Genomic DNA, 24,741 nt, shown 5'->3' on the forward strand with positions numbered 1-24,741 from the left:
CTGCCGTCATCTCCGCTGATCTCGATCGACCGCATTCAAAAATCTGACAGCCAGTTCCCGTTCGCGCTGGCTAGCCGAACTTTCTGAGAGCTTTTTCGCCCTTTCCGTGAGTGCGTCAATATCAACTATTTTCGACCAGCTAGCTCTGTTTACGCGCTCAAAGGAACCTGCAGTTGAAGTCACCACACTTATCGGTGCTTCAAGCAAGCCAAGAAGGCCGATCCTCGACTTCATGGACATTGTCGTAAAGGTTTGAACTTCCTCCTTAAGATCGCATCCCCACCAAAACCAAAGCAACTGTCCGGGTCTAGCTTGCCTCCAGAACCTTCCCCAACCCGCAAGGTATTTTATCTTTCTTAGAAGTTTTTCTCGAACGTCCTCCGCTTCTTCCCCAAGACTGGACCTGCTGCTCCGATCTTGGACGCCGTCAGGGTTCTTGTCCCCAACAATTCCTCGGATGACATCAGTCAAAACCGTGAGGTCGCTGGCCGCAACGATCGAGTTTTTCAACAACTCGACTTTGCGCTCGACCGGCAGCTTTTCGAGTGCATTCGTGATCAGCCATCGGAGCCTGTCTTCGTTGTCGAACGCAAATAGAGATTCTGTCGAGCGATCTCTTTGGCGCAAGAGCTTGGCGCTTCCAGCAATGATCTGGTCGAGCCACAGCTGGGTAAACTCCACTGTGGTGCTGAATGCCGCATCCAGTAATTCGAGGAACAACTTACGCAGCTTCGCTTGATCAGACGCGGATGACTTACTGGTTCGATCTTCAAGTGCGGCAAAGGCGACTTCGGGCCCTTCTTCGATAAGCCTTTCGAACTCCGTTCGCCCCCACGTGGCAGATTCCGGATTCAGGCTAAAGTAAGCGTGCGAAAAATCCTTCTGGGAGATTCTCCGGTTGGTTTTCTGGAATTTGACGTCCCTATCTGAAGGGACGTACGTCTGCAGAACTCTTTCGATAGAAGGGAAGAGAAGAGCCAAAGCATTTTTGGCCGCTTCTGCGTTCTTGGTATCCGACAACTGAAGCTCTACCCGCTTCCTGAGTTCGTCGTCCCGATCGTTCATTGGGTCAATTCTTCTAAATTGTCTCTCACCCAGTCATGGAGATTGCGTTCATGTAGACGGAGAGCCTCGATCAAAAGTAAATCTACAATGTCGACGTGGTCGCTCTCCGCCGACCATGCCATTGCTATTGAGTTAGCATACAACCGAACGTCTCTTGGGGTCCTAAGATAATGGCGGATCACAAAATACCAAGCGGCGCTCAACCGCTGGCTTTGTTCATCAGTCAAACTCCCCGCGATAGAGATCAAATCAGCTTCGAAGAGTTCTCCCATTTTATCCTTCCCTATGATGGGAAGATCGACGGAATACTGCACAATCTTGGAGAGGAACTCGCGGCCGTCCAGTTTGATGCCTTCTTTAATGAGGCGAGCAAGATTATTCTCGTCGTAGCTCAACAAGTAGATAACGTTGGGTAAATCGCCCAGACTCTTTACGAGTGACACCATTTCGACCGCTTCACTGGGCATCAGACGATCCAAGTCGTCAATAATCACGAGGATACGTTGGTCTTTGAGATCTCGCAGTCGCCTCTTTAGAGTATCTCGGAGTTGGTCGAGAGTCGGACCTCTTATGGACGATGCCGCGACTTTGCTGGACCAGCTAACTCCCGCGGAAAAGAGCTTTCCTGCTCCGTAGGGGGTTACTAAATCCAGACCAGCGCCCGCGACTGGCGCAAGCTCAGCTAGTCGGCTTATTATCGAGGCGAAGGCGTCCTTGACGTCCGAACCCAGTCTGTCACCAAGGGCTCGCGCTAGCTCGCTGAAGAGTACGGATGCCAATTCTGCTCGACCAGCGATTACCCACGGGGAGAATCGGACTTGTATCGTTCGACGATGACCTTCAATCTTACGATAGAGGCGCCAATATTGATCGGCCTTGTTGGCCTCATCCTCGTCTCGAAGCCAACTTCGGAAAAGTCCTAGTTGGTGATTGCGTTGGGCGGCGGTGACATTTAAGTTTAGCTCGTCATACGCGGTTATCTTGTCTCTCACCTTGTCAAAGCTTGAGGCAAGTTCTTCCAGTTCTGTCATATTCTTTGGGTAAGGGGACTCGTCGCCTAATAGCGTAGTATTGCTCGCTCGCTCCATCTCAAGGTGGGCTAGAAATCGCAAAGTTAGTTCAACGACGCTAGTCTTGCCGAGGCCCCAGCTACCATTTATCGCGATCACAAAACCATCGCTGGCGAGAACCATGCCGTCGATAGCCCGTGCGAGCGCCAACGCAAAAGGCGCTCTTCCGAGAACGTCTTCTCCCGGTCTGACAATTGGGCGATCACTGTACTTCAATTCATCCCCAAATTGCTGATCTTTCTCCAAATATCATCTGAGTAGAAATCTTCAACCAAGATAGCGCGTTGTGGTTGATTACGTCGGGTAATCTCATGATAGTTGCCACCTTGTATCCCTAGCTGCTCATGCTTGGCCCTAACCTCACCGTCTACTACAACACCCGCTGCCCCGTCTGCGACGCCGGCATCGACTGGCAGCGCAACAAACTGCTGGCGTTGGTGCGCGCGGGCACGGTCGAATTTAGGGACATCAACGAGCAGCCCGACGCGCTAGCGCACTTTGGCGCCTCGCTCGACGACATCAGACGGCGCCTACATGCGACCGACGAGGCCGACCGGCTCATTGTCGGCGCGGATGTCGCGATTGCGCTGTGGCGGCTGACGCCGGGGGAGGGGTGGCTTGCGGCGCTGTTCGGCAACCGTGTGGCGTTGCCGTTAACGCGGTTCTTTTACAACCGTTTTGCCGATCTGCTGTTCGCCTGGAATAAGTGGTGCGGGCGCTGGTGAGTGCCTGCCGTCGGCCACGGAAGCCTCATTCCATGCCTGTCATTTTTTGACCGCGATCGCCCACCACGGTTCCCATCGTGCATCACGCTTCCGATCAATCGCCCCCGCCCGACGAGGACGCACCCGGCATCATGCCGCCCAGTGCCGCCGCAACCTGGCCGCCTCTCCGCCGTTTCATCGTCCGCGAACGGCGCCTTGGGCGCTTCATGGCGCGCCGCCAATGGACGGCGTTCCTCTATGAATTCCTTCGCTTCGGCATCAAGCAGAGCTGGGCCTGCCTGTTCGGCGGCATCGCGGTTGCGCTGATGATCGCGACATGGCGCTTCTATCCCGCCACCGCGCCACTGGCGCGCTACGACTTCCTGTTTCTCTGCATGATCGTTGTCCAGATCGTCCTGCTCGGGACGCGCCTGGAGACGCTGGATGAGGCGAAGGTCATTGTGATCTACCATGTCGTGGGCACGGTCATGGAGATCTTCAAGACGTCGGTCGGCTCCTGGATCTACCCGGAGCCGAGCTTCTTCAGGATTGCCGGCGTGCCGTTGTTCACCGGGTTCATGTATTCATGCATCGGCAGCTATCTCTGCCGCGTGTGGCGGTTGTTCGATTTCCGCTTCGGGCGACATCCACCGCGCTGGGCGCTCGTTGCGCTGAGCATCGCGATCTACGTCAACTTTTTCACCCATCATTACGTGCCGGATGTGCGGATCGTTCTGTTTGCCGCGGCCGCGCTGCTGCTCGCGCGCACGACGATCTATTTCAAGGTCTGGGACGATGATCGTTCAATGCCGCTTCTGCTCGGTCTCGGCCTGGTGACGCTGTTCATCTGGTTCGCTGAGAACATCGGCACCTTCACGAAGACGTGGCTGTATCCGTCCCAGCAGCACGGGTGGGCGATGGTCTCGCCCGCCAAGTTCGGCTCGTGGTTCTTGCTGCTGATCATCAGCTACACGCTGGTGAGCCTGATCAACAAGCCGCGTGTTCGGGTCGAGCCGCGAACCACCGTTCCGGTCATGCCCGAGTTGGAGGCAGTCTAGTTCAGGCGACCAGCTTCGCTCGCGGCGAGCCTGCTGTTTTGTTTCGGCCGGACTTCGGGCCGATGCTGATGGCCGCTACTTCTTCTTCGCCCCGACCCGCTCGATCCGCTTGATCTCGGGCGCCGGGCGGCCACCCTTTTCGGCGATCTCGCGGTCCTGCTCCATGATGAAGCTGCGGGCGGGCTCGTCGCCGTCGAGGCCGCCGAGCAGCTCGGCGGGCACGCGGCGGTTGGAGCGCTGGGTATCGTCTTCATAGAAGACGTTGAAGAAGGCGAATTCGCCTTTGGGATTGGTCCCGGGTTTTTTGGCCATGGGCGGCTTGTCGTCGATCAGGGGGCCGCAGTCAAATGACTTTGGCGGTTTGTCGACGTCAGCGGCGGCTCGGAGCGCTCGTTTGGCCGGCAGTAGGTCCGTTTTGATCGCGATTGCCTGCCGGGGCGGCGCCAAGCGCCTGCTGCGACCCTTCGATGGGCCGACGTTTCAATAAACGGCGGGCCGCAAAGCCCGCCGTTTATTTTTGGTCTTCAGCGTCGCCCGGGGCTGGCAGGGCGACAACCTAAAATAGAAGGCTAATACCTTCGCCCTGCGATGGCAAGGCAAATCATGGCGGCGTTGATGTCGCAGCGAGCGCATCAGATATGCGTCGATCATGCGTACTGCTGCAACGCGCTTTCATCGCGAATGATTTGATTGTCAAAATACTTTGTTCATTTCGTCGGTTCTTGCAATGCAGCGAGAGTTCGCGCGTGACGTGTGCGCGTGTGCGAAAATCTGCATTCTTTCCCGACGCGGACATTGGCTCTCATTCTCTGCACGCAAATGAGCTCCAGTTCGCGCCTGCACATCGCTGCGGAACCGACGGCGGAAGTCGCGAGCCCGGAATCCGGAATGACGAGTGGGTGTTACGGCGCCACCAGCTCCACCCGCCGGTTCAGCGCACGGCCGGCATCCGTGGCATTGGAGCCGACGGGTGCCAGCAATCCGACGCCGGCGGTGCGCAGCCGTGTCTGCGCAATGCGAAAGCTCTTCACGAGCTCGGCCGCGACCGCGTCCGCACGCCGCTTCGAGAGGTCGAGATTGTAGTCATAGGCGCCCTGGCTGTCGGTGTGACCGACGATGAAGACGTTGAGCTGCGGCTGGCCGGTCAGCAGCTTTGCGATCTGCTCCAGCGTCGGGCGGCTGTCCGGTTTGAGCACGGCCTTGTCGGTGTCGAAATAAATGCCGTAGAGCGCGATGTGGCCGGTATCGCCAAGACCCTTCGCCATTGCGGCGGCATCCACCATCTTGTTGGCGATTGCGCCGAGTTCGGCGACGGTGACCTGTGCCGTGATGTCCTGGTTGTTCTGGCTGACGATGACGCTGGCATAGGTTTCGCGCCCGCCCTCGCTCTTGCGGCCGGCAAAATAGCGGTAGTTGAAGCCGTCGACCCACATCTGTGGGACCGGCAGCGTGTCGATGCTTTCCGTGAACGGAATGGCGCCGCAGGCATCGGTGTCGCAGGCGAGCAAAGTCTCGAAGCCGGCCTTCGCAAGCTGCGTCTCGAAATTGCGTGACACCTCCAAAATCGAGGGGCCGGGATTGGTGCGATAGGCGATGCGGAAGATCCGGCCCTCGAGCCGCCGCGCATCGGTCGGCTGACCGTCCTTGAAGGCGGCGGCCTGCATCCGCGTCGCGTCAAAATCCTTCACGACATAGCCGGTGATGACGCTGCCGGCGAAGCGGCCGATGCCGGGATAGTCGCGGGCGCCTGCGACATCGCGCGTCTGCGCGGAGGCGGCGGGGATGCTGGTGAGCGAGAACAGGGCGAGGACAGCAAGCATTCGGCAGGGAATGGGCATGGTCATCTCGATCGGTTGTGTCAGGGGCGAGCGCTGCCCTTTAGTCGCGCCCAAGGCGGGATCGGTTCTGGAGAGGATTTGCCGCTTTGACGCGAATCCTGTTCCCGGGCATGATCGCGCGGCCTTCCGCACATAGTTCCAAAGGATTTTCCCGCATGTTGAGACACGCCCTGATGTTCGGACGAGGCCTGGCCACCGCCTTCGTCGTTTGTCTCGCCGGCGGTCAGGCGCAGGCCGCGCGCTGCGGCGGCGACTTCAACAGTTTTGTTGCCGGCATGGCTTCGGAAGCGCAAGCCGCCGGCGTGTCGGCGAGCGTGACCAATACGGCGCTTAGCGGTGTGACCGAGGACGGCGCGGTGCTCGCCTTCGACCGGCGCCAGCGCTACACCTTCAACAAGAGCTTTGAGCAGTACGTCTCGACCCGCGTCGGCCCCGGCCGCATCAATGGTGGCAAAGCGCTGCTGCAGCGCCACGCCGCACTCTTGTCACGCATCGAGCAGCAGTTCGGCGTGCCGCGCTACATCCTGGTCGCGATCTGGGGGCTGGAGAGCGATTTTGGCAAGGGCGACATCGGCAAGCTGCCGGTGATCCGGACGCTCGCCACGCTCGCGCATGATTGCCGCCGTACTGATTTGTTCCAGGGCGAGCTGCTCGCGGCCCTCAAGATCGTGCAACGCGGCGACCTGCCGTTGCGCGACCTTATCGGCGCCTATGCCGGCGAGATCGGGCAGACCCAGTTCCTGCCGTCGTCCTACATCAAATACGGCGTCGATTTCGACGGCGACGGCCATGTCGATCTGCGCCACAGCGTCCCCGACGTGCTCGCCTCGACCGCGAACCTGCTCCACACCAACGGCTTCAAGATGGGGCAGCCCTACGGCGAAGGCACCGCCAATTTCGACGCGATGCGCGAGTGGAACAGGGCGGTGATCTATCGCAAGACGATCGGGTATTTTGCCGATCGGCTGGCGGGGCAGTGAGGGCACTCAGCTAGCCACAGCCGTCATTGCGAGCGCAGCGAAGCAATCCAGAATCCCTCCGTGGGGGCAGTCTGGATTGCTTCGTCGCAAGGGCTCCTCGCAATGACGGCGGAGATTGCGGCGACGCCATCGCGCCCCTGACTTCATGTCCCCTTCGCCATCTTCTCCAGCTTCCTTTGCAACGGCGCCCAATAGGTCCCCGGGCGAAAACGCTGCAACAGGTCCATGAAGCGGGCGTCGTTGCCGATCAGGATGCGCGGCTCGTTCTTCTCGATACCCCTGATGATGCGCAGCGCGGCGTCCTTCGGCGTAGTCTTCGCTGCAGTCTCGAACCGCTCGATCGACTGCGCGCGGCGGGCATTGTCAGTGACACCGACACCGGTGCGCGAGTTGCGCGCGATGGCGGTGGCGACGCCGCCGGGGTGGACCACCGATAGCTTCACCGGACTGCCCGCCACTGCAAGCTCGTGCCGCACGCTCTCGGAAAAGCCGCGCACCGCGAATTTCGCCGCCGCATAGGCTGATTGTCCCGGCGGCGCGATGATGCCGAAGATCGAGGAGACGTTGACGATATGCGCCTCTGCCAGCGTCTTCAGATGCGGCAGGAAGGCGCGCGTGCCGTGCACCACGCCCCAGAAATTGATGTCGAACAGCCACTGCATCTGCGCCTGGTCGATCTCCTCGAACGTCCCCATCAGCGCCACGCCGGCATTGTTGATGACGATGTTGAGCTGTGGATGCGCCGCTATGGCATCGATCGCGAATTGTGCGATGTCGCCGGCTTCGCTGACATCGACGCGATGAACGGTCACCTTGCGCTGCTTGCCGATCTCATCGGCGAGCGCCTTCAGCCCGGCCTCGTCGCGATCGGCGAGCGCAAGGTCGCAACCGCGGTTTGCCAGTTCGATGGCCAGCGCACGGCCGATGCCGCTCGCCGCTCCCGTGATAGCCGCGGCGCCGCAAATCACTGTCATGATGCCTCCCGTCAAGTCCCGGATGGGGAACGAGGATTTACATTTTTTCAGAATGGAACCGAACTGTATCCGATTTGGCCCCTTAACATACGTGACTTGACGGAGGCGGCAGCATTGGGAGCCATCAATGGGACAATCAGAACCATTTCGCGCAACCGCACTCATCGTTGAAGACGACGCCATGCAGCGGGAGATGCTCAGTCTCCTGCTGGAAGAGAGCGGCTATCAGGTGATCCAGTGCGAGAGTGCGGAAGCCGCCGAACGGGTGCTGGAGAAGAACGCCGGCGCGCTCAGCCTGATGCTGACCGACGTGCAGCTTTCAGGCCGCATGAACGGCGTCGAGCTTGCCCATGTCGCCAAGGACCGCAATCCGAAGCTCGATGTCGTCGTGACCTCCGGACGCCCGTTGATGCAGCCCTTGCCTGACGGAGCAAAATTCTGGGCCAAGCCCTGGGCACCGCTGGACGTGCTGCGCGAAGCCGAACTCGCGCAATTGTCCTGACGGCCGATCCACGCTGGCTTTCTCGCCGCGCGGCGGGGTGATAGGGTCCGGCCATGTCCTGGTCCTTCCTGCTCACCTCGCTCATCGTCGTCGCTTCGCCCGGCACCGGCGTGCTGTACACGCTGGCCGCGGCGCTGACCCGTGGCTCGCACGCCAGTGTCGCCGCGGCGTTCGGCTGCACGCTCGGGATCGTGCCGCACATGATGGCGGCGATGCTCGGCCTTGCCGCCGTGCTCCACACCAGCGCGCTCGCCTTCGCCGCGCTGAAATGGGGCGGCGTTCTCTATCTGCTCTATATGTCCTGGCAGGCGCTGCGCGAAACCGGCGCGCTGGCGGTCGAGGGCGAGATCAAGGAGCGCTCCAGCGGCCGCGTCATCGCGACAGGCTTCCTGATCAACATCCTCAATCCGAAACTGTCGATCTTCTTCCTCGCCTTCCTGCCGCAGTTCATCGCGGTGGACGAGACCCATGTGCTGGCGCGGATGCTGGAATTGAGCGGCGCCTTCATGGCGATGACCTTTGCGGTGTTTGTGGTCTACGGCCTCTGCGCCGCGTCGGTGCGCGAGCGCGTCATCTCGCGGCCCGCTGTGATGGCCTGGCTGCGGCGCAGTTTTGCGGCGGGGTTTGCCGCGCTCGGCGCCAAGCTCGCGTTTGCGGAGCGGTAGCTTCTCCACCCAATAAAAAAGCGGGCCTCGCGCCCGCTACCTTCAAACCAACCTGACCCGAAGCCCGGGCGGAGCGAGGCTCCACCCGGGCAAAGAAAAAGAAGCCTCGTTACTTCTTCTTCGCCTTCTTGGCCTTTTTCGCCTTCTTCTTCACAGCCTTCTTCGCTTTCTTAGCCATAGTATCCTCATAAGGGTTCATGGTTAAACGCGACACGAGGGATGCTCGGCGGAGGGCCAGCCTCGCAACATCCTCGGTGACAAACTCAGCAGATTCGCAGGTCTCTGCCCTCTGCTGTCACATCCGTGTCATCGCGTTATCCACAGCTCAGATGCATTTTCGGGTGATTTTTGCGCGCGAAACCGCATCACAGCGCCCGCGTTGCGCTCGCCGACGACATGCCTAACGATCCGACAACGCCAGCCGCCGTTCATGAATCCAAAACCAAGGGCGCGGTTTGACGGATCGCAGTGAGGTTCCGTTAAGTGCAACCCGCGCATTGTTCTCCGCAAGAAAACGGGGACGGGTCATGGACGAACGGCTGCCAGAGATTTGGGGCGCGACGCTGCGCGCGTTGCGATCGCCATGCTGAACGTGCCGACACTCTGGACGGTCTTCGTCGTCAACTTCCTGGCGCTCGGTCTGATCTGGGCCTATGTGACGCGCTCCTATCCGAAATTCGCGGCCGCGCGGTTCTGGATGGCATCATCCTTCGTCGCCGCGGCGGGTGCGATCGCGGCGCTGATGCGTCTGTTCGTCTCTTCTCCCCTGCCGCTTGTGGCCGGCGCCGCCGGCGTCATTGCGGCGAGCTGCCTTGCAACCATGGGCATCCAGCGCTTCTACGGCCGGCCGGTGTCCTGGCGCATCATGGTCGTCACGGGCGCTCTCAGCCTCGGTGGTGTGATCTTCTTCATGGTCGTCGTCGACCACATGCAACTGCGCATGGCGAGCTACACGTTCGGCCAGGCCCTGCCGCTGGTGCTGTCGCTACGTCTGTTGCTGTCGCCGCCTGAAGGCCGCGTCAGTCCGGGCGCCCGGCTCGCGAGCATCGTCATCCTGGCCATCATCGCGATCTACGTGGTCCGTGCGGTCGGCAATCTGCTCGGCAACGATTTTTCGGCCATTGCCGCCGGTCAGGTCCATGCCGTCATGGTGCTGGGGCTGCTGTTCCTGTCGATGACGCTCAATTTCGGCTTCCTGCTGATGGCGATGGACCGGCTGCGCAACGAGGTTGCCGACCTCGCGCTGCTCGACGATCTCACCGGCGTCGCCAACCGGCGGCATCTGTTGCAGCGCCTGTCCGAGGAATGCGCCCGTTCGGAGCGCAGCGGCCAGCCGTTCTCGCTGCTGGTGATCGACCTCGACGGCTTCAAGACCATCAACGACACCCATGGCCACGCCGCGGGCGACGAGTGCCTGCGCCACTTCACCCTGATGGCGCAGACGCGGCTCCGGCCCGGCGATATGCTCGCCCGCACCGGCGGCGACGAGTTTTGCGTCGTGCTGCCGTCGTCGTCGCTGCGCGAGGCCGCCGCGATCGCCCGCCGCGTGCTCGAGGTCTGCCGCCAGGACGCCGCCGCCTGCACGGCCAAGGACATCCCGGTCGCGATCTCGATCGGCGTCGCCGAGTGGGACCGCGGCATCGGCCAATTCCCGGACCGCCTGATCGCGCATGCCGATCACGCGCTCTATGCCGCCAAGAAGAACGGCAAGAACGATCTTGCGGTTTACGATCCGCCGCCGCCGCTGTCGCCCGAGCTGGTCGGGCTCAGTGAGGCCACGCGCAAATTCGCGTAAAGCCTTGTTGTTTGAGCAGGATCTATTCGGAAAACCGCTGCGCACTTTTCCGGATCATGCTGTACGCTGGGTCCGTTGTTGGACCCTCATGATGATATCTCGCCTGTTCGCGGCTGCTCTCGCCGCTCTCTTTCTGATCGCACCCGCAGCTGCAACGGACGCCGAGCTCGCAAAGCTCGCGCGCAGCCCCGGCACGCCCGACATTCCCGGCCTGAAGATCGTCTGGCTCGCGCCGTGGGGCGATGTCGCCAAGGCTCATGCCTGGCACAACATCATCGTGCACCAGACCGAGGGGCCGACGGGCTCGGCGCGCGGCGGTGCGGCGGAGCAGGCGAAGAACCCGACGCGGCGCGGCGTCACGGTGTGGGTCGAGACCGACGGCACGGTGTACTGGGCGGTCGCGGAAAACCTGGTGCCGACCCATGGCGACGGTGCCAACCGCAATGACAACAAGTACATCGACAACAGAACGACCTATCGCCAGGTGGTGCGCGACAATGCGATCGGTGTCGAGTTCGCCGGCAATTATCCCGACGTCACCGCTGGCCCTACCGAGGCGCAGGTCGCGGCATGGAAGATCCTCGTGAAGGTGCTGCGCGCGCGCTACGACATCCCGCTCGACCACGTCTATGCGCACAACTGGATCGACTACAAGGACGCCCGTTATTGCGAAGGCTGCTGGCTCGCAACGCTGGCGCGGACTTGGGGGGAGTGACGCGCTACACCGCCTCTGCCATCCAGCCAAAAAATCGCCGCATCAATCCCGGCCGCCGCGGCACTTCCGGCGGATCGTCTGCCGCCAGCACGCGTTTGAAGAAGTAATCCAGAAACACCATGTCGTTCGGCTCGGTGACGGTGAATGTCTCCTCGCCGAAGAAGACGCTGTAGTTGAAGAAGAATGGCCCCATGATCGGGATCGTCGCGGTCGAGGCGTAGTCCTTGGAGATCACGAACTCCGATGGCTCGAGCCCGTGCTCGCGCATCGCCTGCTCGACCCGCGGCAGCTTGCGCATGAACTGGGCTTCGAAGCCGCCGACGGTGGATTGCAGGATGATCGACACGGTCGGTGTCCGTTCGCTTGATGCTGGTCGCTCTCATTTCTGGGTCGGTTGACCGGCGACGCTGGTTCAAGATGCCGTGCCGGCGTTCCTGCGAACATGCTGCACCTCACACAAACAAAAAAGCCGGCGTTGCCGCCGGCTTTTCGTCTTTTTCGATCCGCCAATTCCTGGCGCTAGAGCCCCGCGCTTAGAGCGCGGCTTCCAGCGCGGCCTGTTCGGCCCTTGCGATCGTGCCCTTGACCGCGGCCTGCACCTTTTCAAAGGCGCGGACTTCGATCTGGCGGACGCGCTCGCGCGACACGCCGAACTCGGCGGCAAGGTCTTCCAGTGTCATCGGATCATCAGCGAGGCGACGGGCCTCGAAGATGCGGCGTTCACGCGGGTTGAGCACGCCCATGGCGCCGTTCAGCGCGTCACGGCGGTGATCATACTCCTCGTGCTCGGCCAGCATGGCTTCCTGGTTGGGCGAATTGTCGACCAGCCAGTCCTGCCATTCGCCGGCTTCGCCGTCGTCGCGGATCGGAGCATTGAGCGACGCGTCGCCACCGAGGCGGCGGTTCATGTCGACCACGTCCTGAGCCGTGACGCCGAGGCGCTTGGCAATGATCGCCACCTGGTCGGGGCGGAGATCGCCTTCGTCCAGTGCGGAAATCTTGCTCTTCGCCTTGCGCAGGTTGAAGAACAGCTTCTTCTGGTTCGCGGTGGTGCCCATCTTCACGAGCGACCAGGAACGCAGGATGTACTCTTGAATCGACGCCTTGATCCACCACATGGCGTAGGTGGCAAGACGGAACCCCTTCTCGGGTTCGAAACGCTTCACCGCCTGCATCAGGCCGACATTGCCTTCCGAGACGACCTCGGAGATCGGCAAGCCGTAGCCGCGATAGCCCATGGCGATCTTGGCCACGAGCCGGAGATGGCTGGTGACGAGTTGGTGTGCAGCGTCGCGATCGTCGTGTTCACGCCAGCGCTTGGCGAGCATGTATTCCTGCTGGGGTTCCAGCATCGGGAACTTGCGAATTTCGCCGAGGTAGCGGGAAAGGCCGGATTCACCGTTAAGGACCGGCAGAGCAGCGGTACGGGCCATTGTTAAGCCCTCCAAGGTTCAGGCCCCCGATAGCGGCGGGCCAGGCAGACGACCGCTGTGTTAAAGCCGGCCGTAGCTGCGATGTTCCGCGTTGGTCATTTCCAACGCAGGCGCAATATACCTCATGGGAGGGCAAAAAGGGAAGGATTGCTGACGTCACGTCCCCGTGTGGCAGCTATAACTTTTTGTAATGTAACGATTTTCTGAATCTACCTGCGTCATAGCGCCGCTTTCAGGGAGCCCTGAAGGAGAAGCAAATCCTCCGGCAGAGGCGTCTCCCAGTGGAGTAATTCTCCCGTCCTCGGGTGCTCCAATACCAGCAGATAAGCATGCAGGGCCTGCCGTCCAAGGGCCGTCAAGGCGGCCTGCGACTCGGGCCCAAGCTGGTTCGCCTTGGTCTTGAAATGGGGGCCATAGACGGCATCGCCCATCAGGGGGTGGTCGATATGGGCGAGGTGGACGCGGATCTGGTGGGTGCGGCCGGTTTCGAGCTCGCAGGCGAGCAGCGCCGCGATCGGCTTGCCATCGCGACCCGTAAAACTCTCGAGCAGCTCCCAATGTGTCACCGCCTCGCGACCGCCCTGGCGCACCGCCATCTTCTCGCGCGCATGCGGGTGGCGGTCGATCGGCGCATCGACGGTGCCGCGATGGCGGCCGGGCAGCCCCCAGGCGAACGCCATATAGCCGCGGCGCATGGGCCCGGTGCGGCCGTGGTCGGCGAACTGGGCGGTCAGCGAGGCATGGGCGAGGTCGTTCTTGGCGACCACCATCAGCCCGGTCGTATCCTTGTCCAGCCGGTGCACGATGCCGGGCCGGCGCACCCCGCCGATGCCAGACAGTGAGCCGCCGCAATGGGCGATCAGCGCGTTGACCAATGTGCCGGTGTCGTGGCCGGCGGCGGGATGCACGACGAGGCCCTTGGGCTTGTTGAGGACGACGATGTCGTCGTCCTCAAACACGATGTCGAGCGCGATATCCTCGCCCTGCGGCTCCGCGGCGACCGCCTCCGGCACGTCGATTATGATCGTATCGCCCGAACTGACGTGATAAGCGGGGTCGCGGACCGCGGCAGCCTTGAGGCTCACCGCGCCCGCCAAAATCAGGGCTTTCAGCCTTGATCGCGACAGCTCAGCGAGGTGCACCGCCAGCACGCGGTCGAGCCGGACCGAGCCCTCGTCGCCGCCGACCACGACCTCCAACCTTTGCGCTGAACCTGAGTTTTCCATGACGACCGAAACTGTTGTTCCCGAACCGAGCCCCGAGCAGGCCGCGCTGTTTGCGCGGGTGCGGCGGATGATGCTGATTGCGGGGTTGACCACGGCGCTGGCAATCTGCGCCGTCCTGATCGGGGTGGGCTACCGCCTTTTCAAGTCGGAGGGAAGGGCGGCTGACGCCGTGGGCGACGTCACCGCCACCCTGCCCAAGGGCGCCAGGATCGTCGCGACCGGGGTCGCCGGCGACCGCCTCGTGGTCACGCTCGACGTCGGCGGGGTCACCGAGATCCGCACTTTCGACGCCCACACGCTCAAACCGGCCGGAAAGCTGAAATTTGCCAATGAGCCGTAAAAGCTCGATCCGGGTCCTTGCGGCGGACAAATTTCGAGGTTATTGGCTAGCCGACACGCTCCCTTCGTCTAGCGGTTAGGACGCGGCCCTCTCAAGGCTGAAACAGGGGTTCGATTCCCCTAGGGAGCGCCATTTTTTTGAGTCGATCGGCCCCCGCTTGGCGATTGACTGTTCCGCCCACAGGGTGAGTCTGTGGCACTTGCCATCAACATCCGGGCCGACAATGCCTCCGCTGGCGAGATAGAACGTCTGTGGGGTCAGGTTGCCGCGTTCGAGGTCGAGCCGTCGATGCGTGCCCTCGGCTACCGGCCGCATTTCACGTTTGCGATCTACGATCCCCCTTCCATCAGCGAGACGACCGCATGGGACGCCATGCAGGCGGCTGTCATCGATGAACCGCAGTTGCGCATCGAGTTCAAACGTATTCGTTGGTTCGAAGGCTCGCCACTCGTTCTCTGGGCGGAGCCGACCTCCAATGAGGCGCTAAGCCGCATCCACAGCTCTATCAGCGCCGCAATCGACCCCGCGCATTGCCGTCCTCATTACCGGCCGGGAATGTGGACGCCGCATTGCACGCTCGGCACGCGTATCGACGATGAATTTCGCGGTGACGCCCTCGCATTCGCACGTTCATTCGATCGACGAATTGAAGTGCTGTTCGATGTGGTGGATTGCGTCGCTTTTCCGCCGGTGCGGATCATCTCCGAGCAGAGGCTGCCGTCGTAGTTAGCCGTCACGCGACTCAAGCCGCCTTGTAAGCCACGATGTTCGTGATTTGTGGTGCGAGTACGTCTTCGGCCGCTTCGAGGTCGAAGCGCGTCTGAATGTTCATCCAGAACGCAGCGCCGGTCTTGAAGAACTTGCCGAGCCGCAGCGCTGTGTCGGCCGTAACGAGCTTCTCTTCGCGCGCAATGTGTTCGACTACTGCGATTGTATTCGCTTCAGATCCGCAACGGCGGCACGATACTCCCGAAACGACTTTGGACATCCGTCACGCGCCGCCACAAATTCTTTTTGGGCCGTGGCTAAATCCTTGAGCCTGAGCTCAGCTATTCCAATGTTGTAATGAGCCTCGCAGATTTGGTCTGCAGTCTTGGCCGCAGCCATGGCGGCGGCGGGCGTAATCCGCCCGGCGAGTAATTCTGCGATGGACTTGGGCCAGTCCTTGAGTTGACCTTTGCCGAGCGCGGCGGACAGTGCAGTGTCAGCGTTGGCCGATCCTCCTCGGGCCCGGGCGACCGATGCCGCAATCAAATTATAACCTTCCGGATCGAAAAAATTCGCCGCATGGTCGTAGTCCGAGGCAGCTTCATCGAAATTGCCTCTCAGGTAGTACGCATCCGCTCGCGCTGCGTAGTAGTCGGCCGCGACACGATTGGCCTCCGGCCGATCCATTGCCTGGCCTTTGGTGAAGGCCGTGTTCTTGTCAACTCCAAGCTTGATGGCATCGGTGAAATCCTGGATGGCTTCGTCCAGCCCGCCCGCCGCCAAATAAACCTGCCCACGACTGACCCGGCTTGCGGCACTGGCGGGATCAAGTTTGATGGCCTCGGTCAACGACGCAATCGCGCCAACTGAGTCGCCTTTTTTGAACAAGGTGAGGCCCAGTTCGTGATGAGCGAAATTGTTCTTGGGGTTGAGTCTGATGGCCTCGGAGAAATCGGCCTGGGCCGCATCGAACTTATCGAGCGCAAAATACCCGAAGCCCCGCTTCAGCAATGTCATGGATCGCGCACCGGGAGGCAATGCAGCGTCCTGCGAGAGCCTGGTGCAGGCCGCGATCATACGCTGGATGTCGGCGCTATCCTGACAATCTCTGAGGTCTTGCGGATCGGCCGCGAAGGCGTCCGCAGCCGAGAGGACGACAGAGGCTGCTACAAGGATTGCTTTGCAGACGCGGTTTAGGCTTGGAATTGAACCTGCAAGCATTTCGCCCCCTCATGCAACATCTAGCCAATGACTGCGACATTCGCGATGTCATCTGCAGTCAGTGGCTATCCTCCCCGCCGGTCATTCAACCGCAACCACCCCGCGAGATCAAGAGCCACCACATCCCGTCGGGCAAAACAGTCCGAAATCGCCGTCAACCCCTCTCCACAAAAATATTCCACTTTACCGAAATTCGGATTTGTCGTATGTGCCGGCCATCCCAGCCCACCAAAGGGGCGGTCGTACGTCGTCACGAGCGCGGGCTGGGATTGCGATGGACGCGGGCGGCGTTAAAGGCGGGCTTGTTGTGTGCAGGGCGAGATGAACCTCGTGAGCATGTGACGGACCGCGATCGACGGACGGCGCCCAAGCCCTGCGAAGCCTCTTGGCGAAGCAGGGTCGTCCGCGTACGGCGAAACCGTGTGGTCCTGGCCGTCGTTGCTACGGTCAAGCCTTTGCGAAGGCGTCATTGCGTCAACCGGCGCGGTGCCGTGTATTTCGCGGAGGTGACGGAGGCAAGCAGGAACTCGTCTCCGGGGAGAGCGCGGCATAGGCCGTCAAACCATCGCGCAGGGAAGGCCTGGTTTCGGCTGCCCTGTGTCTCCCCTGTGCATTGCGTGTGCAATCCATTCAGCATGGGGGTCTTATGGGTGCCAGCCGGCGCCCGGTCTTCCCTGCGCCCTTTCTTTCCGAGAGGGTGTGACGAGAAGCACAGCTCGGGCAAATCATGCCGCGAGGATACGAGCGTATGTCGATCAGCCGGCGGCGTTGTCGCTTTCCAGATCGAACACTTCCGCGAGCGCTGATCTCCCGTGCAAGCATGCTGCATCGGCATCCGCGGCGGTGGTCGTCTCCGCAAAAATCTGCACTATGCGCGCCGGGACGGTGCGCGATACGGCCGCTCTCATCCTCCGAAGCTGCCGCCGGGCCTTTGGAGGCCATGGTTTTCTGCAGGAATGGCTTTCTGCTTTTTGGAGTGACGATATGAGCGGTTTGGTGATCTCTGGCGGCCGGGTGGTGGATCCCGCGAGCGGGATGGACGCCCTTGGCGATGTGGCGGTGGTGGACGGCAAGATCGCCGCTGTCGGCACGGGCCTCGGCGGTGCTGAGCGGGTGATCGACGCCACCGGCCTCGTGGTCGCGCCCGGCTTCATCGATCTGCACGCACATGGCCAGTCGATCCCGGCCGACCGCATGCAGGCGTTCGACGGCGTGACGACGACGCTCGATCTCGAGGCCGGCGTGCTGCCGGTCGGGTCCTGGTACGAGCGCCAGGCACGGAAAGGCCGCGTGCTGAACTACGGCGCGGCCACCAATTGGGCCTTTGCGCGCATCGGCGCGATGACGGGCTCCAATGCGGAGAGTTCGCTGGAGGCGTTCGGCAACGCCATGCGGGATCGCCGCTGGATGGACAACGTGGCAACCGATGCGGAGGTATCAGGCGTTCTCGAGCGCCTCACACGCGGCCTCAACGAAGGCGGCATCGGCATCGGCATTTTGAACGCCTATGCACCGGGCGCCGGCGTGCAGGAACTGACGGCGGTCTGCCAGTTGGCCGCCGCCAAGGACGTGCCGACTTTTACCCATGTCGCCTTCATGTCGCGCATCGATCCCGAAAGCGCGGTGGAAGCCTATATCCGCCTGATCGGCTATGCCGGCGCCACCGGCGCGCATATGCACATCTGCCATTTCAACTCGTCGAGCAAGACCGACATCGAGCGCTGCCGCGTGCTGATCGCCAAGGCGCAGGCGTACGGCCTGCCCATCACCGTCGAGGCCTATCCTTACGGCACCGGCTCGACCGTGCTGGCCGCGGCCTTCTTCAGCGATCCCGAATTCGTCGAGCGCAACGGCACCGGCTACGACTCGGTTCAGCGCGTGACGGACGGCTACCGCTTCCACGACCGCGAGGAGCTCTTGAAGGCGCAGGCCGAAGAGCCGTCCTCGCTGGTGCTCTGGCACATCCTCGACACCGACAACAATGCGCATCACCGCGATCTGCTCGACATGTCGGTGCTCTATCCCGGCGGCGCGATTGCGTCCGACGCGATGCCGTGGACGACGTCTGACGGCAAGACCTACACCGGCGATGCCTGGCCGCTGCCGGATGACGCGACGTCGCATCCGCGTTCCGCGGGCTGCTTCACAAAGTTCATCCGCGAATGGGTGCGCGAGCGCAAGACCGTGTCGCTGCTGGAAGGCGTGCGCAAATGCGCGCTGATCCCCGCCGAAATCCTGTCGCAGAGCACGCCTGCGATGCGCGCAAAGGGCAGGCTCACGCAGGGCGCCGATGCCGATATCGTCGTGTTCGATTACGAGAAGCTCTCGGACCGCGCGACCTTCACGGCGATGAATCGTCCGTCCGAAGGCGTGCGGCACCTCGTGGTCAGCGGCCAGCCGCTGATCAGCGACGGCGTGCTGGATGTGGCGGCGCGGCCCGGACGGCCCGTGCGCCGTCCCGTCGCCGAGAGCTGACACATGCCGGTCCCCATTCTCCTGGTGACGGGCTTTCTGGGGGCGGGCAAGACCACGGTCGTGAACCATCTGCTCGCGCATGCGGACGGACGGCGCATCGCCGCCGTGGTCAACGACTTTGGCGCGATCAACATCGACGCGGAGCTGATCGCCGGCGCGAGCGACGGCGTGGTGAGCCTTGCCAATGGCTGCATCTGCTGCTCGCTCGAAGGCGATCTGTTGCGCACGCTCTCGACGCTGCTGCGGCGCGATCCGAAGCCGGAGTATATCGTGATCGAAACCAGCGGCGTCGCCGATCCCTCCGACATCGTCCGCAATTTGATGGACCCCGTGATCCTGCGCGAGGCGCCGTTGGAGACGGTGCTCTGCGTGATGGACGCGGCGACACCGCCGTCTGCCCTCGACGACGCGCTCCAGCGCTCGCAATTGCGTGTCGCCGACATTGTCGCCTTGAGCAAGCTGGATCTGGCGGACGAAGGCGCCGGTCTCCGCATACGCGAGGCCATCCGCGCGCAGCGCGTCCCGGCGGTGGTGGTCGATGCACAACACGGCGAGATTCCATCCGCGCTGCTGTTCCCCGCGCACGTTGATCGCGCGCCCGCGCCGCGCGAGCCGGGGCCGAAACGTCCGACCGAGCAACGCTTTGAGACACTGAGCTGGACTTCGGAACGCCCACTCTCGCTGCCGCGCCTGCAACAGGCCATCGGCCGTCTGGCACCAAAGCTTGCGCGCGCAAAAGGCTTGTTCGAGACCATCGAGCAGCCCGGCCGCCAGATGGTGTTTCAGTTCGCCGCCGGCCGCGCGACACTGGCGCCGGGTGATGCACCAACACCCGGCGTGCCGCGATCGCGGATCGTCTTTATTGCCGAGCTCGGCATGCTCTCGAAAGCCGAACTCGACGGGATCATGGAGGCGTGCATTGCGGTGGCGTGACGCCCGCGCGAGGCCTCAATCCTCCATCGGCAGTCCGTCGCCGTGCACATACCATTCCGCGCGCGATGCCCACTGCACATGCCGGTCGGGCGTCGCGCCCAGCGGCTCGTCGAACGCGCCGGCATGGATGATCGCCTCGCGGCCGCTGCGTGTGAAATGCGGCATCGGACTGCCGCAAATCTTGCAGAATGCGGTTGCAAAGCTTCGCGCATTCGGCAGATCGAAGCGCATGACGGACGCTTCGCCGCGCAGCCATCGCAGCGCGCCCGCCGTCACGATCACCTCGCAGGCATGCGCGGTCCCGGTGGCCTTGCGGCATCGCGAGCAATGGCAGTTGAGGAAACGGTCGAACGGACCCTCGACCTCGAACACGACCTCGCCGCACAGGCAGCTTCCCCGGAACGCGGCCATGTTTGTCTCCCTCGGTCGTCCTTCTCAATCCCGCCGGGCATCGATAAAGGATTTTCCAATTCTCGCAATGATGTCGGTTGTGTTGTTGTGCTTTTTTCAATCAAAAATTGTCAGGATAGGATTATGAAGCGTTCGCTCGGCCTGCTCTTGTGCGTGGCCTTATCGACGTTGGTTGCCGGGTGTGGTGACAGCAATCCATTCATCGGAAAATGGCAGTCCGACAAGGACAATTTCCTCTGTGCTCTCGGCTTCAGCAATCTCGAGATCACCGAGAAATCGATCCGCACAGGCTTTGCGACGCAGCTGTATACGCTCGTCAAGGACGGCGACGCCTACATCTTCGATACCAAGGATCCGGCGAAGATCCTCGCGCGGGTGGGGCCGGGCGGCACGATGACCCTCGAAATCGGCCCCATCACTTGCTCGTTCCGGAGGGCGACGTAGCGCCTCGAAGCGGAGATCGTGCTCTGGCTCGCCGCCACGGGGATGTCCGACCACGCGCGGCCTCGCCGTGCTCGAACGTGCCTTCGGCGACGAGGCGCAGCTGCGCAAGATTGCCGCTCACACGATCGATCTCGTGCTCGGCAAGAAAAGTAGCTAGGCGATGACACGCGAACGACGACCCCAGCGGTGGTGACCGCTGAGGTCGTCTGGAGGTTTCATGGAGGGCATCGAGCACTGCGTCTCCATGCCGATGTCGATAGCGCAAGACGGCTCTCTACGCGAGTAGAACCCATCAAAGCATCAGCAGAAGGCGAGCGCATTGACCGCCCGCGTTGTTGCAATCTCGTTTTCGTTGCCGACGAACTGGCAGACGATCGATTCGAGCTCCCCCGGCTCTCTGCGGCGCGCGACCGCCAGCAGTCGCATCAGTTCTACCTCGTCCTTCGACAGGCGCCGGCAGGACGGCGGCATGAAGCAAAGCTCGCACGGCCGACCGCTGCGCAGGATCCTGACGAGCGCGGCAACGCGCGCGACCAGCAGCGGACTGTCAGCGATATCAGGCGCCTCGTCGGCGAAGCGATAGGCCGCCTCCCAGCAATCCGATGCGCCGGTCGCATAGGCGGCGCCAATGAACCGGAACAGTGACAGCGCGACGCGGCAGAACTCATCGTAGCTTTCGACGCACGGTCGCGTCGCGAGCGCAGCCTTGAGCGGACAAAGCCGCGGCTGGCCGGCTTCCGCGGCTGGCACGGAACCACACGCATTCGGCGTCATGAACGATCTCGTCAGTGTAACGTGGGGCTTCCCACAAACCAGCTCTTCATCGCCATCGTCCGCCCAAGGTCGAACGATTGAACGCGCCGGTCGGGCAGGATGAGGCCAGCGATGCGGAAGATCGTTGCAAGACCCCGAACCGGCGCCAGCGCCCAATCCGCACCGACGGGCGGCAGCCAGCTTTCGAACTGCTCGCGCGCGACATCGAGGCGCTCCTGCTGTGCCGCAGCGATCGCGTGCAACATTCGGTGCTCGCTCTCCGACATGCGCGGACAGGTGGGACAATGAACCTCGATGGCCGTATGCGCCGTGCAGGCAAAGATCTCGATGATGGATTCGAGCGAAGGCACGGCGTCGCCCACGCGAAAATGGTCGTAGACTTGTTGGATATCGGCTGCGGTCGGAACGGCCGTTCCGCTGCGCGCCTTGGCGCGAAATCCCCAGACGAAGAGCCGTTCCGCCGCACACAGCGCGGGGAGGTCGAGTGATTTGGCGGATGTCGATTGGTGCATTGAGCTTCCGGCCTTTGGCTGCGCTCACGCCGCGTCTGGCGCAAAATATCTCCGCCGATCGTTCCGCCAGAGGCTCGTGCAAGTCAACGCTGGGCAGGCCGATATCGAGGTCTTCTAGATTTCGCGGAGCTCTGAATGTCGACGAATTCTAACAGGATGTGCCCGCACGAACGCTGGATGACCCAGGCGATCGCTGCGCCCGCTTCCGGCACTTTCGCGAACTTTCGGGAACCCGAATGCTTAAAGGTTTGCTAAGGCGATCGGGATAAAATGGCATATCAGCCCCCGCCAATTCCTGCGAGCACCGATGATCTTCTCCCGTATCAGTTTCAAGCTGGTCCTGATTGTCGGCATCAGCCTTCTCGGCATGATCGCGCTGGCACCGATCGCGCTCTCGACCCTGCGCAGCCAGATGATCTCCGACCGCCAGGCCAAGACGCAGCACATGGTCGATGTCGGCTACGGCATCCTGGCGCATTACGAGAAGCTCGAAAGCGATGGAAAACTCTCGCGTGAGCAGGCGCAGGCCGGCGCAATCGCCGAGATCAAGAGCCTCCGCTACGACAAGGTCGAGTATTTCTGGATCAACGACATGGCCCCCAAGATGGTCATGCACCCGATCAAGCCCGAGCTCGATGGCAAGGATCTCTCCGGGATGAAGGATCCCTCCGGCAACGCGCTGTTCGTCGGCTTCGTTGACGTTGTCAAGAAACAGGGGGCGGGCTTCTACAGCTATCTCTGGCCGAAGCCCGGCTTCGACCAGCCGGTCGGGAAAATCTCCTATGTGAAGGGCTTTGCACCCTGGGGCTGGATCGTCGGCACCGGCATCTATCTCGACGACGTTGACGCCGTGTTCCGCCAGGACGCGATGACCTTCGCGCTGGTGTGCCTCGTGGTGCTGGTGCTCGTGCTGGCAGCGTCCTTCGTGATCGGCCGCAGCGTGACCCGGCCGCTCGCGAAGATCACCGCGCTGACCGAGCGGCTCGCCGCCGGCGACAGCGCGTTTGAGGTGCCCTATACCGATCGTAACAACGAGGTCGGCGGCCTCGCCAAGGCACTCGCGGTATTCAAGGACAATGCGTCGGCGGTAGGCCGGATGCATGCCGAACAGCAGGAGTCGAAGCAGCGGGCCGACGACGAGAAGCGCAGGACGATGACCGACCTTGCCGGCAAGTTCGAGGCGAACGTCCAGGCCGTCGTGCGCGACGTCTTCAACGAGGCGCGCGCGATGCAGCAGGCCGCCCAAGGCATGTCGGAGACCGCGAACAAGGCGACCGATCGCGCAAGCCTCGTCGCGACCGCCTGCCAGCAGGCCTCCAGCAACGTGCAGACGGTGGCCTCCGCCGCGGGCCAACTGTCGTCCTCGATCACCGAGATCAGCCAGCGCGTCGCGCAGGCCGCAAGCGTGGCCGACAAGGCCGCTGCCGATGGTCAGCGCACGAACGACACCGTGCAGGGGCTTGCCGCCGCCGCGCACAAGATCGGCGAGGTCATCGACCTCATCAACCAGATCGCCTCGCAGACCAACCTGCTCGCGCTCAACGCCACCATCGAAGCGGCGCGTGCGGGCGAATCCGGCAGGGGATTTGCGGTGGTCGCGAGCGAAGTGAAATCGCTGGCGAGCCAGACCGCGAAGGCGACCGACGAGATCGGCGCGCAGATCACCGCGATCCAGGCCGAGACCAACCAGGTCGTCGGCAATATCGAGAGCATCCGCGCCACCATCATGGAGGTCAACGAGATCTCCTCGTCGATCGCTGCCGCGGTCGAGGAGCAGGGAGCTGCGACCGCCGCGATCGCCCACAGCGTGCAGGAGGCGGCGTCCGGCACCGACCAGGTCTCGCAAAACATCTCCGGCGTGACCGATGCGACGGTCGAGACCGGCCAGGCCGCGGGCGTCGTGCTGCAATCGAGCGGCCGGCTGACGCAGAAGCTGCAATCGCTTGAGGACGAGGTCAGTACCTTCGTTGCTGGCGTACGCGCGGCCTAGCGCAAAGAAATATTCGCGACCGCGCGAAAATGCGCCGCGATGTCGGTGCGCGTTGCGACCCAGACGCGGCCCTCCAACCGCGCCAGCTCGGCGAGAATGGCTTTCACTGCGCGGAAGCGTGCGGGCCGGCCGCAGATGCGTAAGTGAAAGCCGATCGACAGCATCGAGGAACGGCCGGGTTCGGCCTCCTCAATCAGCGTCGCGAGCGCCGCGCTGACGTACTTCGAAAAATCCTCCGGCTGCACAAAACCGTTCGGATGGAAGAACTTCATGTCGTTGGTGTCGAAGCCGTAAGGCAGGATCAGCATCGACCCCTGAGGCGAACGGCTCCAATAGGGCAGGTCGTCGTCGAGTGCGTTGCTGTCGTAGGCGAAACCGAGCTCGATCAGGAGGTCACGTGTCCAGGCGCTCTGGCTGCCACGCGTCATGAAGCCGACCGGGGTGATGCCGGTCGCGCGCGCAATGATTTCACGCGTCCGCTCGATGTCGCGGCGCTCGGTCTCGCGATCATTGTAGAGCGCATGGGGCAGCCAGCGCCAGCCGTGCACGGCCGGCTCATGCCCCGCTCCGGTCACGGCGCGGGCAAGCTCAGGCACGCGTTCGACCGCGCGGCCGCACATCATGAAGGTCGAGCGGACATTGGTGCTCGCAAAAGCGTCGAGGAAGCGCCACAGGCCGACGCGCATACCGTAGTCGAACACCTGCTCCTGCACGAGATCGCGAACACCCGGCGGCGATGTAGATGCGACCTCGCCGTAGCGCTCCGTCTCGGCATCGCCCTGCTCGACGGCGAGCTCGGCGCCTTCCTCGAAATTCACCACCAGAGACACCGCAACGCGGGCGCCGTTGGGCCAAATGATATCCGGGCGTGCCCTTCCATATCCGTAGAGATCGCGCTCGATCGGCAT

The 24,741-nt window shown here is 62.4% G+C and carries 26 protein-coding genes and 1 tRNA gene; 14 read left to right on the forward strand and 13 right to left on the reverse strand.

Translation table 11 applies throughout. The features are described 5' to 3' along the window. Window positions 1-6: 6 nt before the first annotated feature. The gene (locus BMW89_RS24770; RefSeq protein ID WP_092029637.1) at window positions 7-1,065 is read right to left on the reverse strand and encodes a hypothetical protein; all 1,059 of its coding nucleotides are present in this window, start codon (window positions 1,063-1,065) and stop codon (window positions 7-9) included. Beyond that, a complete protein-coding gene (locus tag BMW89_RS24775) occupies window positions 1,062-2,381 on the reverse strand; it encodes a KAP family P-loop NTPase fold protein (RefSeq protein WP_092029638.1) in 1,320 nt (439 codons plus the stop codon). Before BMW89_RS24775 ends, BMW89_RS24770 begins: the two co-directional genes overlap by 4 nt. A gap of 98 nt (window positions 2,382-2,479) precedes the next feature. On the opposite strand from BMW89_RS24775, the gene BMW89_RS24780 reads away from it, so the two are divergent. Together BMW89_RS24780 and BMW89_RS24785 are read left to right on the forward strand one after the other, a co-directional pair. Further along, entirely contained in the window at window positions 2,480-2,860 is a 381-nt protein-coding gene (locus tag BMW89_RS24780; RefSeq protein ID WP_092029639.1) for a thiol-disulfide oxidoreductase DCC family protein, read from the forward strand. 131 nt (window positions 2,861-2,991) lie between these two features. After that, window positions 2,992-3,897, forward strand: coding sequence for a DUF817 domain-containing protein (locus tag BMW89_RS24785; protein ID WP_092029783.1), 906 nt, complete (start codon window positions 2,992-2,994; stop codon window positions 3,895-3,897). Window positions 3,898-3,972: 75 nt separating this feature from the next. On the opposite strand, the gene BMW89_RS24790 is transcribed toward BMW89_RS24785, so the two are convergent. Further along, window positions 3,973-4,209: a hypothetical protein gene (locus BMW89_RS24790; protein ID WP_092029786.1), complete on the reverse strand. Its 237-nt coding sequence runs from the start codon at window positions 4,207-4,209 to the stop codon at window positions 3,973-3,975. A 590-nt stretch (window positions 4,210-4,799) separates the two neighbouring features. Then, on the reverse strand, window positions 4,800-5,735 hold the full coding sequence (locus tag BMW89_RS24795; RefSeq protein ID WP_502686404.1) for an OmpA family protein: 936 nt from the start codon (window positions 5,733-5,735) through the stop codon (window positions 4,800-4,802). Window positions 5,736-5,908: 173 nt separating this feature from the next. On the opposite strand from BMW89_RS24795, the gene BMW89_RS24800 reads away from it, so the two are divergent. Next, window positions 5,909-6,715: a lytic murein transglycosylase gene (locus BMW89_RS24800; RefSeq protein WP_502686405.1), complete on the forward strand. Its 807-nt coding sequence runs from the start codon at window positions 5,909-5,911 to the stop codon at window positions 6,713-6,715. Window positions 6,716-6,858: 143 nt separating this feature from the next. On the opposite strand, the gene BMW89_RS24805 is transcribed toward BMW89_RS24800, so the two are convergent. Beyond that, entirely contained in the window at window positions 6,859-7,689 is an 831-nt protein-coding gene (locus BMW89_RS24805) for an SDR family NAD(P)-dependent oxidoreductase (RefSeq protein ID WP_092029642.1), read from the reverse strand. Window positions 7,690-7,816: 127 nt separating this feature from the next. On the opposite strand from BMW89_RS24805, the gene BMW89_RS24810 reads away from it, so the two are divergent. From BMW89_RS24810 to BMW89_RS24825, 4 genes are all read left to right on the forward strand, one after another. Next, on the forward strand, window positions 7,817-8,191 hold the full coding sequence (locus BMW89_RS24810) for a response regulator (RefSeq protein ID WP_092029643.1): 375 nt from the start codon (window positions 7,817-7,819) through the stop codon (window positions 8,189-8,191). 53 nt (window positions 8,192-8,244) lie between these two features. Beyond that, window positions 8,245-8,856 carry a LysE family translocator gene (locus tag BMW89_RS24815; protein ID WP_092029644.1) on the forward strand — a complete coding sequence of 204 codons (612 nt, stop codon included), beginning with the start codon at window positions 8,245-8,247 and terminating at the stop codon, window positions 8,854-8,856. Between the two features lie 583 nt (window positions 8,857-9,439). Continuing rightward, window positions 9,440-10,651 carry a GGDEF domain-containing protein gene (locus BMW89_RS24820; RefSeq protein ID WP_092029645.1) on the forward strand — a complete coding sequence of 404 codons (1,212 nt, stop codon included), beginning with the start codon at window positions 9,440-9,442 and terminating at the stop codon, window positions 10,649-10,651. Between the two features lie 88 nt (window positions 10,652-10,739). Beyond that, window positions 10,740-11,366, forward strand: a complete 627-nt coding sequence (locus BMW89_RS24825) for a peptidoglycan recognition protein family protein (RefSeq protein ID WP_092029646.1) — start codon at window positions 10,740-10,742, stop codon at window positions 11,364-11,366. 4 nt (window positions 11,367-11,370) lie between these two features. Here BMW89_RS24825 and BMW89_RS24830 read toward each other — a convergent pair whose 3' ends face one another. The 3 genes from BMW89_RS24830 to BMW89_RS24840 all read right to left on the reverse strand — a co-directional run bounded on the left by BMW89_RS24830 (window position 11,371) and on the right by BMW89_RS24840 (window position 14,025). Then, window positions 11,371-11,712, reverse strand: coding sequence for a hypothetical protein (locus BMW89_RS24830; RefSeq protein WP_092029647.1), 342 nt, complete (start codon window positions 11,710-11,712; stop codon window positions 11,371-11,373). 187 nt (window positions 11,713-11,899) lie between these two features. After that, on the reverse strand, window positions 11,900-12,799 hold the full coding sequence (rpoH, locus tag BMW89_RS24835) for an RNA polymerase sigma factor RpoH (protein ID WP_092029648.1): 900 nt from the start codon (window positions 12,797-12,799) through the stop codon (window positions 11,900-11,902). Between the two features lie 218 nt (window positions 12,800-13,017). Next, entirely contained in the window at window positions 13,018-14,025 is a 1,008-nt protein-coding gene (locus BMW89_RS24840) for an RluA family pseudouridine synthase (protein WP_092029649.1), read from the reverse strand. Between BMW89_RS24840 and BMW89_RS24845 the strand changes: the two genes are divergently transcribed. The 3 genes from BMW89_RS24845 (at window position 14,024) to BMW89_RS24855 (ending at window position 15,091) form a co-directional block, all read left to right on the forward strand. Next, window positions 14,024-14,365, forward strand: coding sequence for a hypothetical protein (locus tag BMW89_RS24845; protein WP_092029650.1), 342 nt, complete (start codon window positions 14,024-14,026; stop codon window positions 14,363-14,365). The genes BMW89_RS24840 and BMW89_RS24845 overlap by 2 nt on opposite strands. Window positions 14,366-14,422: 57 nt before the next feature. Then, window positions 14,423-14,497 (forward strand) — tRNA-Glu (locus BMW89_RS24850). 60 nt (window positions 14,498-14,557) lie between these two features. Further along, window positions 14,558-15,091: a 2'-5' RNA ligase family protein gene (locus BMW89_RS24855; protein ID WP_092029651.1), complete on the forward strand. Its 534-nt coding sequence runs from the start codon at window positions 14,558-14,560 to the stop codon at window positions 15,089-15,091. 195 nt (window positions 15,092-15,286) lie between these two features. Here the strand turns inward: BMW89_RS24855 and BMW89_RS24860 are convergent, their stop codons facing one another. After that, window positions 15,287-16,294 (reverse strand): tetratricopeptide repeat protein, encoded by a 1,008-nt coding sequence (locus tag BMW89_RS24860; protein WP_092029652.1) that lies wholly within the window; start codon window positions 16,292-16,294, stop codon window positions 15,287-15,289. Between the two features lie 870 nt (window positions 16,295-17,164). Here BMW89_RS24860 and BMW89_RS24865 point away from each other — a divergent pair. Together BMW89_RS24865 and BMW89_RS24870 are read left to right on the forward strand one after the other, a co-directional pair. Continuing rightward, window positions 17,165-18,769 carry an amidohydrolase family protein gene (locus BMW89_RS24865; protein ID WP_092029653.1) on the forward strand — a complete coding sequence of 535 codons (1,605 nt, stop codon included), beginning with the start codon at window positions 17,165-17,167 and terminating at the stop codon, window positions 18,767-18,769. A gap of 3 nt (window positions 18,770-18,772) precedes the next feature. Beyond that, entirely contained in the window at window positions 18,773-19,702 is a 930-nt protein-coding gene (locus tag BMW89_RS24870) for a CobW family GTP-binding protein (RefSeq protein WP_092029654.1), read from the forward strand. A gap of 15 nt (window positions 19,703-19,717) precedes the next feature. On the opposite strand, the gene BMW89_RS24875 is transcribed toward BMW89_RS24870, so the two are convergent. Beyond that, the gene (locus tag BMW89_RS24875; protein WP_092029655.1) at window positions 19,718-20,113 is read right to left on the reverse strand and encodes a GFA family protein; all 396 of its coding nucleotides are present in this window, start codon (window positions 20,111-20,113) and stop codon (window positions 19,718-19,720) included. Window positions 20,114-20,236: 123 nt separating this feature from the next. On the opposite strand from BMW89_RS24875, the gene BMW89_RS24880 reads away from it, so the two are divergent. Next, a complete protein-coding gene (locus BMW89_RS24880) occupies window positions 20,237-20,557 on the forward strand; it encodes a lipocalin/fatty acid-binding family protein (RefSeq protein WP_092029656.1) in 321 nt (106 codons plus the stop codon). Between the two features lie 300 nt (window positions 20,558-20,857). On the opposite strand, the gene BMW89_RS24885 is transcribed toward BMW89_RS24880, so the two are convergent. Then, on the reverse strand, window positions 20,858-21,331 hold the full coding sequence (locus BMW89_RS24885; RefSeq protein ID WP_092029657.1) for a hypothetical protein: 474 nt from the start codon (window positions 21,329-21,331) through the stop codon (window positions 20,858-20,860). 11 nt (window positions 21,332-21,342) lie between these two features. Continuing rightward, the gene (locus tag BMW89_RS24890) at window positions 21,343-21,843 is read right to left on the reverse strand and encodes a hypothetical protein (RefSeq protein WP_092029658.1); all 501 of its coding nucleotides are present in this window, start codon (window positions 21,841-21,843) and stop codon (window positions 21,343-21,345) included. 307 nt (window positions 21,844-22,150) lie between these two features. On the opposite strand from BMW89_RS24890, the gene BMW89_RS24895 reads away from it, so the two are divergent. After that, entirely contained in the window at window positions 22,151-23,833 is a 1,683-nt protein-coding gene (locus tag BMW89_RS24895; protein WP_092029659.1) for a methyl-accepting chemotaxis protein, read from the forward strand. Here BMW89_RS24895 and BMW89_RS24900 read toward each other — a convergent pair. Continuing rightward, a complete protein-coding gene (locus BMW89_RS24900) occupies window positions 23,830-24,741 on the reverse strand; it encodes a polysaccharide deacetylase family protein (protein WP_092029660.1) in 912 nt (303 codons plus the stop codon). The two genes, BMW89_RS24895 and BMW89_RS24900, sit on opposite strands and share 4 nt — an antisense overlap.

This window comes from Bradyrhizobium sp. OK095 (assembly GCF_900109945.1).
Lineage (GTDB): Bacteria > Pseudomonadota > Alphaproteobacteria > Rhizobiales > Xanthobacteraceae > Bradyrhizobium.

What these genes read in the sequence shown, in the direction of transcription:
- BMW89_RS24845 (WP_092029650.1), top strand. Translation starts at nt 14,024, where the DNA reads ATGACGACCGAAACTGTTGTTCCCGAACCGAGCCCCGAGCAGGCCGCG.
- BMW89_RS24810 (WP_092029643.1), top strand. Translation starts at nt 7,817, where the DNA reads ATGGGACAATCAGAACCATTTCGCGCAACCGCACTCATCGTTGAAGAC.
- BMW89_RS24800 (WP_502686405.1), top strand. Translation starts at nt 5,909, where the DNA reads ATGTTCGGACGAGGCCTGGCCACCGCCTTCGTCGTTTGTCTCGCCGGC.
- BMW89_RS24805 (WP_092029642.1), bottom strand. Translation starts at nt 7,689, where the DNA reads ATGACAGTGATTTGCGGCGCCGCGGCTATCACGGGAGCGGCGAGCGGC.
- BMW89_RS24885 (WP_092029657.1), bottom strand. Translation starts at nt 21,331, where the DNA reads ATGACGCCGAATGCGTGTGGTTCCGTGCCAGCCGCGGAAGCCGGCCAG.
- BMW89_RS24890 (WP_092029658.1), bottom strand. Translation starts at nt 21,843, where the DNA reads ATGCACCAATCGACATCCGCCAAATCACTCGACCTCCCCGCGCTGTGT.
- BMW89_RS24780 (WP_092029639.1), top strand. Translation starts at nt 2,480, where the DNA reads ATGCTTGGCCCTAACCTCACCGTCTACTACAACACCCGCTGCCCCGTC.
- BMW89_RS24825 (WP_092029646.1), top strand. Translation starts at nt 10,740, where the DNA reads ATGATGATATCTCGCCTGTTCGCGGCTGCTCTCGCCGCTCTCTTTCTG.
- BMW89_RS24790 (WP_092029786.1), bottom strand. Translation starts at nt 4,209, where the DNA reads ATGGCCAAAAAACCCGGGACCAATCCCAAAGGCGAATTCGCCTTCTTC.
- BMW89_RS24840 (WP_092029649.1), bottom strand. Translation starts at nt 14,025, where the DNA reads ATGGAAAACTCAGGTTCAGCGCAAAGGTTGGAGGTCGTGGTCGGCGGC.
- BMW89_RS24785 (WP_092029783.1), top strand. Translation starts at nt 2,992, where the DNA reads ATGCCGCCCAGTGCCGCCGCAACCTGGCCGCCTCTCCGCCGTTTCATC.
- rpoH (WP_092029648.1), bottom strand. Translation starts at nt 12,799, where the DNA reads ATGGCCCGTACCGCTGCTCTGCCGGTCCTTAACGGTGAATCCGGCCTT.
- BMW89_RS24870 (WP_092029654.1), top strand. Translation starts at nt 18,773, where the DNA reads ATGCCGGTCCCCATTCTCCTGGTGACGGGCTTTCTGGGGGCGGGCAAG.
- BMW89_RS24875 (WP_092029655.1), bottom strand. Translation starts at nt 20,113, where the DNA reads ATGGCCGCGTTCCGGGGAAGCTGCCTGTGCGGCGAGGTCGTGTTCGAG.
- BMW89_RS24865 (WP_092029653.1), top strand. Translation starts at nt 17,165, where the DNA reads ATGCGCGCCGGGACGGTGCGCGATACGGCCGCTCTCATCCTCCGAAGC.
- BMW89_RS24860 (WP_092029652.1), bottom strand. Translation starts at nt 16,294, where the DNA reads ATGCTTGCAGGTTCAATTCCAAGCCTAAACCGCGTCTGCAAAGCAATC.
- BMW89_RS24770 (WP_092029637.1), bottom strand. Translation starts at nt 1,065, where the DNA reads ATGAACGATCGGGACGACGAACTCAGGAAGCGGGTAGAGCTTCAGTTG.
- BMW89_RS24820 (WP_092029645.1), top strand. Translation starts at nt 9,440, where the DNA reads ATGCTGAACGTGCCGACACTCTGGACGGTCTTCGTCGTCAACTTCCTG.
- BMW89_RS24815 (WP_092029644.1), top strand. Translation starts at nt 8,245, where the DNA reads ATGTCCTGGTCCTTCCTGCTCACCTCGCTCATCGTCGTCGCTTCGCCC.
- BMW89_RS24795 (WP_502686404.1), bottom strand. Translation starts at nt 5,735, where the DNA reads ATGCCCATTCCCTGCCGAATGCTTGCTGTCCTCGCCCTGTTCTCGCTC.
- BMW89_RS24880 (WP_092029656.1), top strand. Translation starts at nt 20,237, where the DNA reads ATGAAGCGTTCGCTCGGCCTGCTCTTGTGCGTGGCCTTATCGACGTTG.
- BMW89_RS24895 (WP_092029659.1), top strand. Translation starts at nt 22,151, where the DNA reads ATGATCTTCTCCCGTATCAGTTTCAAGCTGGTCCTGATTGTCGGCATC.
- BMW89_RS24900 (WP_092029660.1), bottom strand. Translation starts at nt 24,741, where the DNA reads ATGCCGATCGAGCGCGATCTCTACGGATATGGAAGGGCACGCCCGGAT.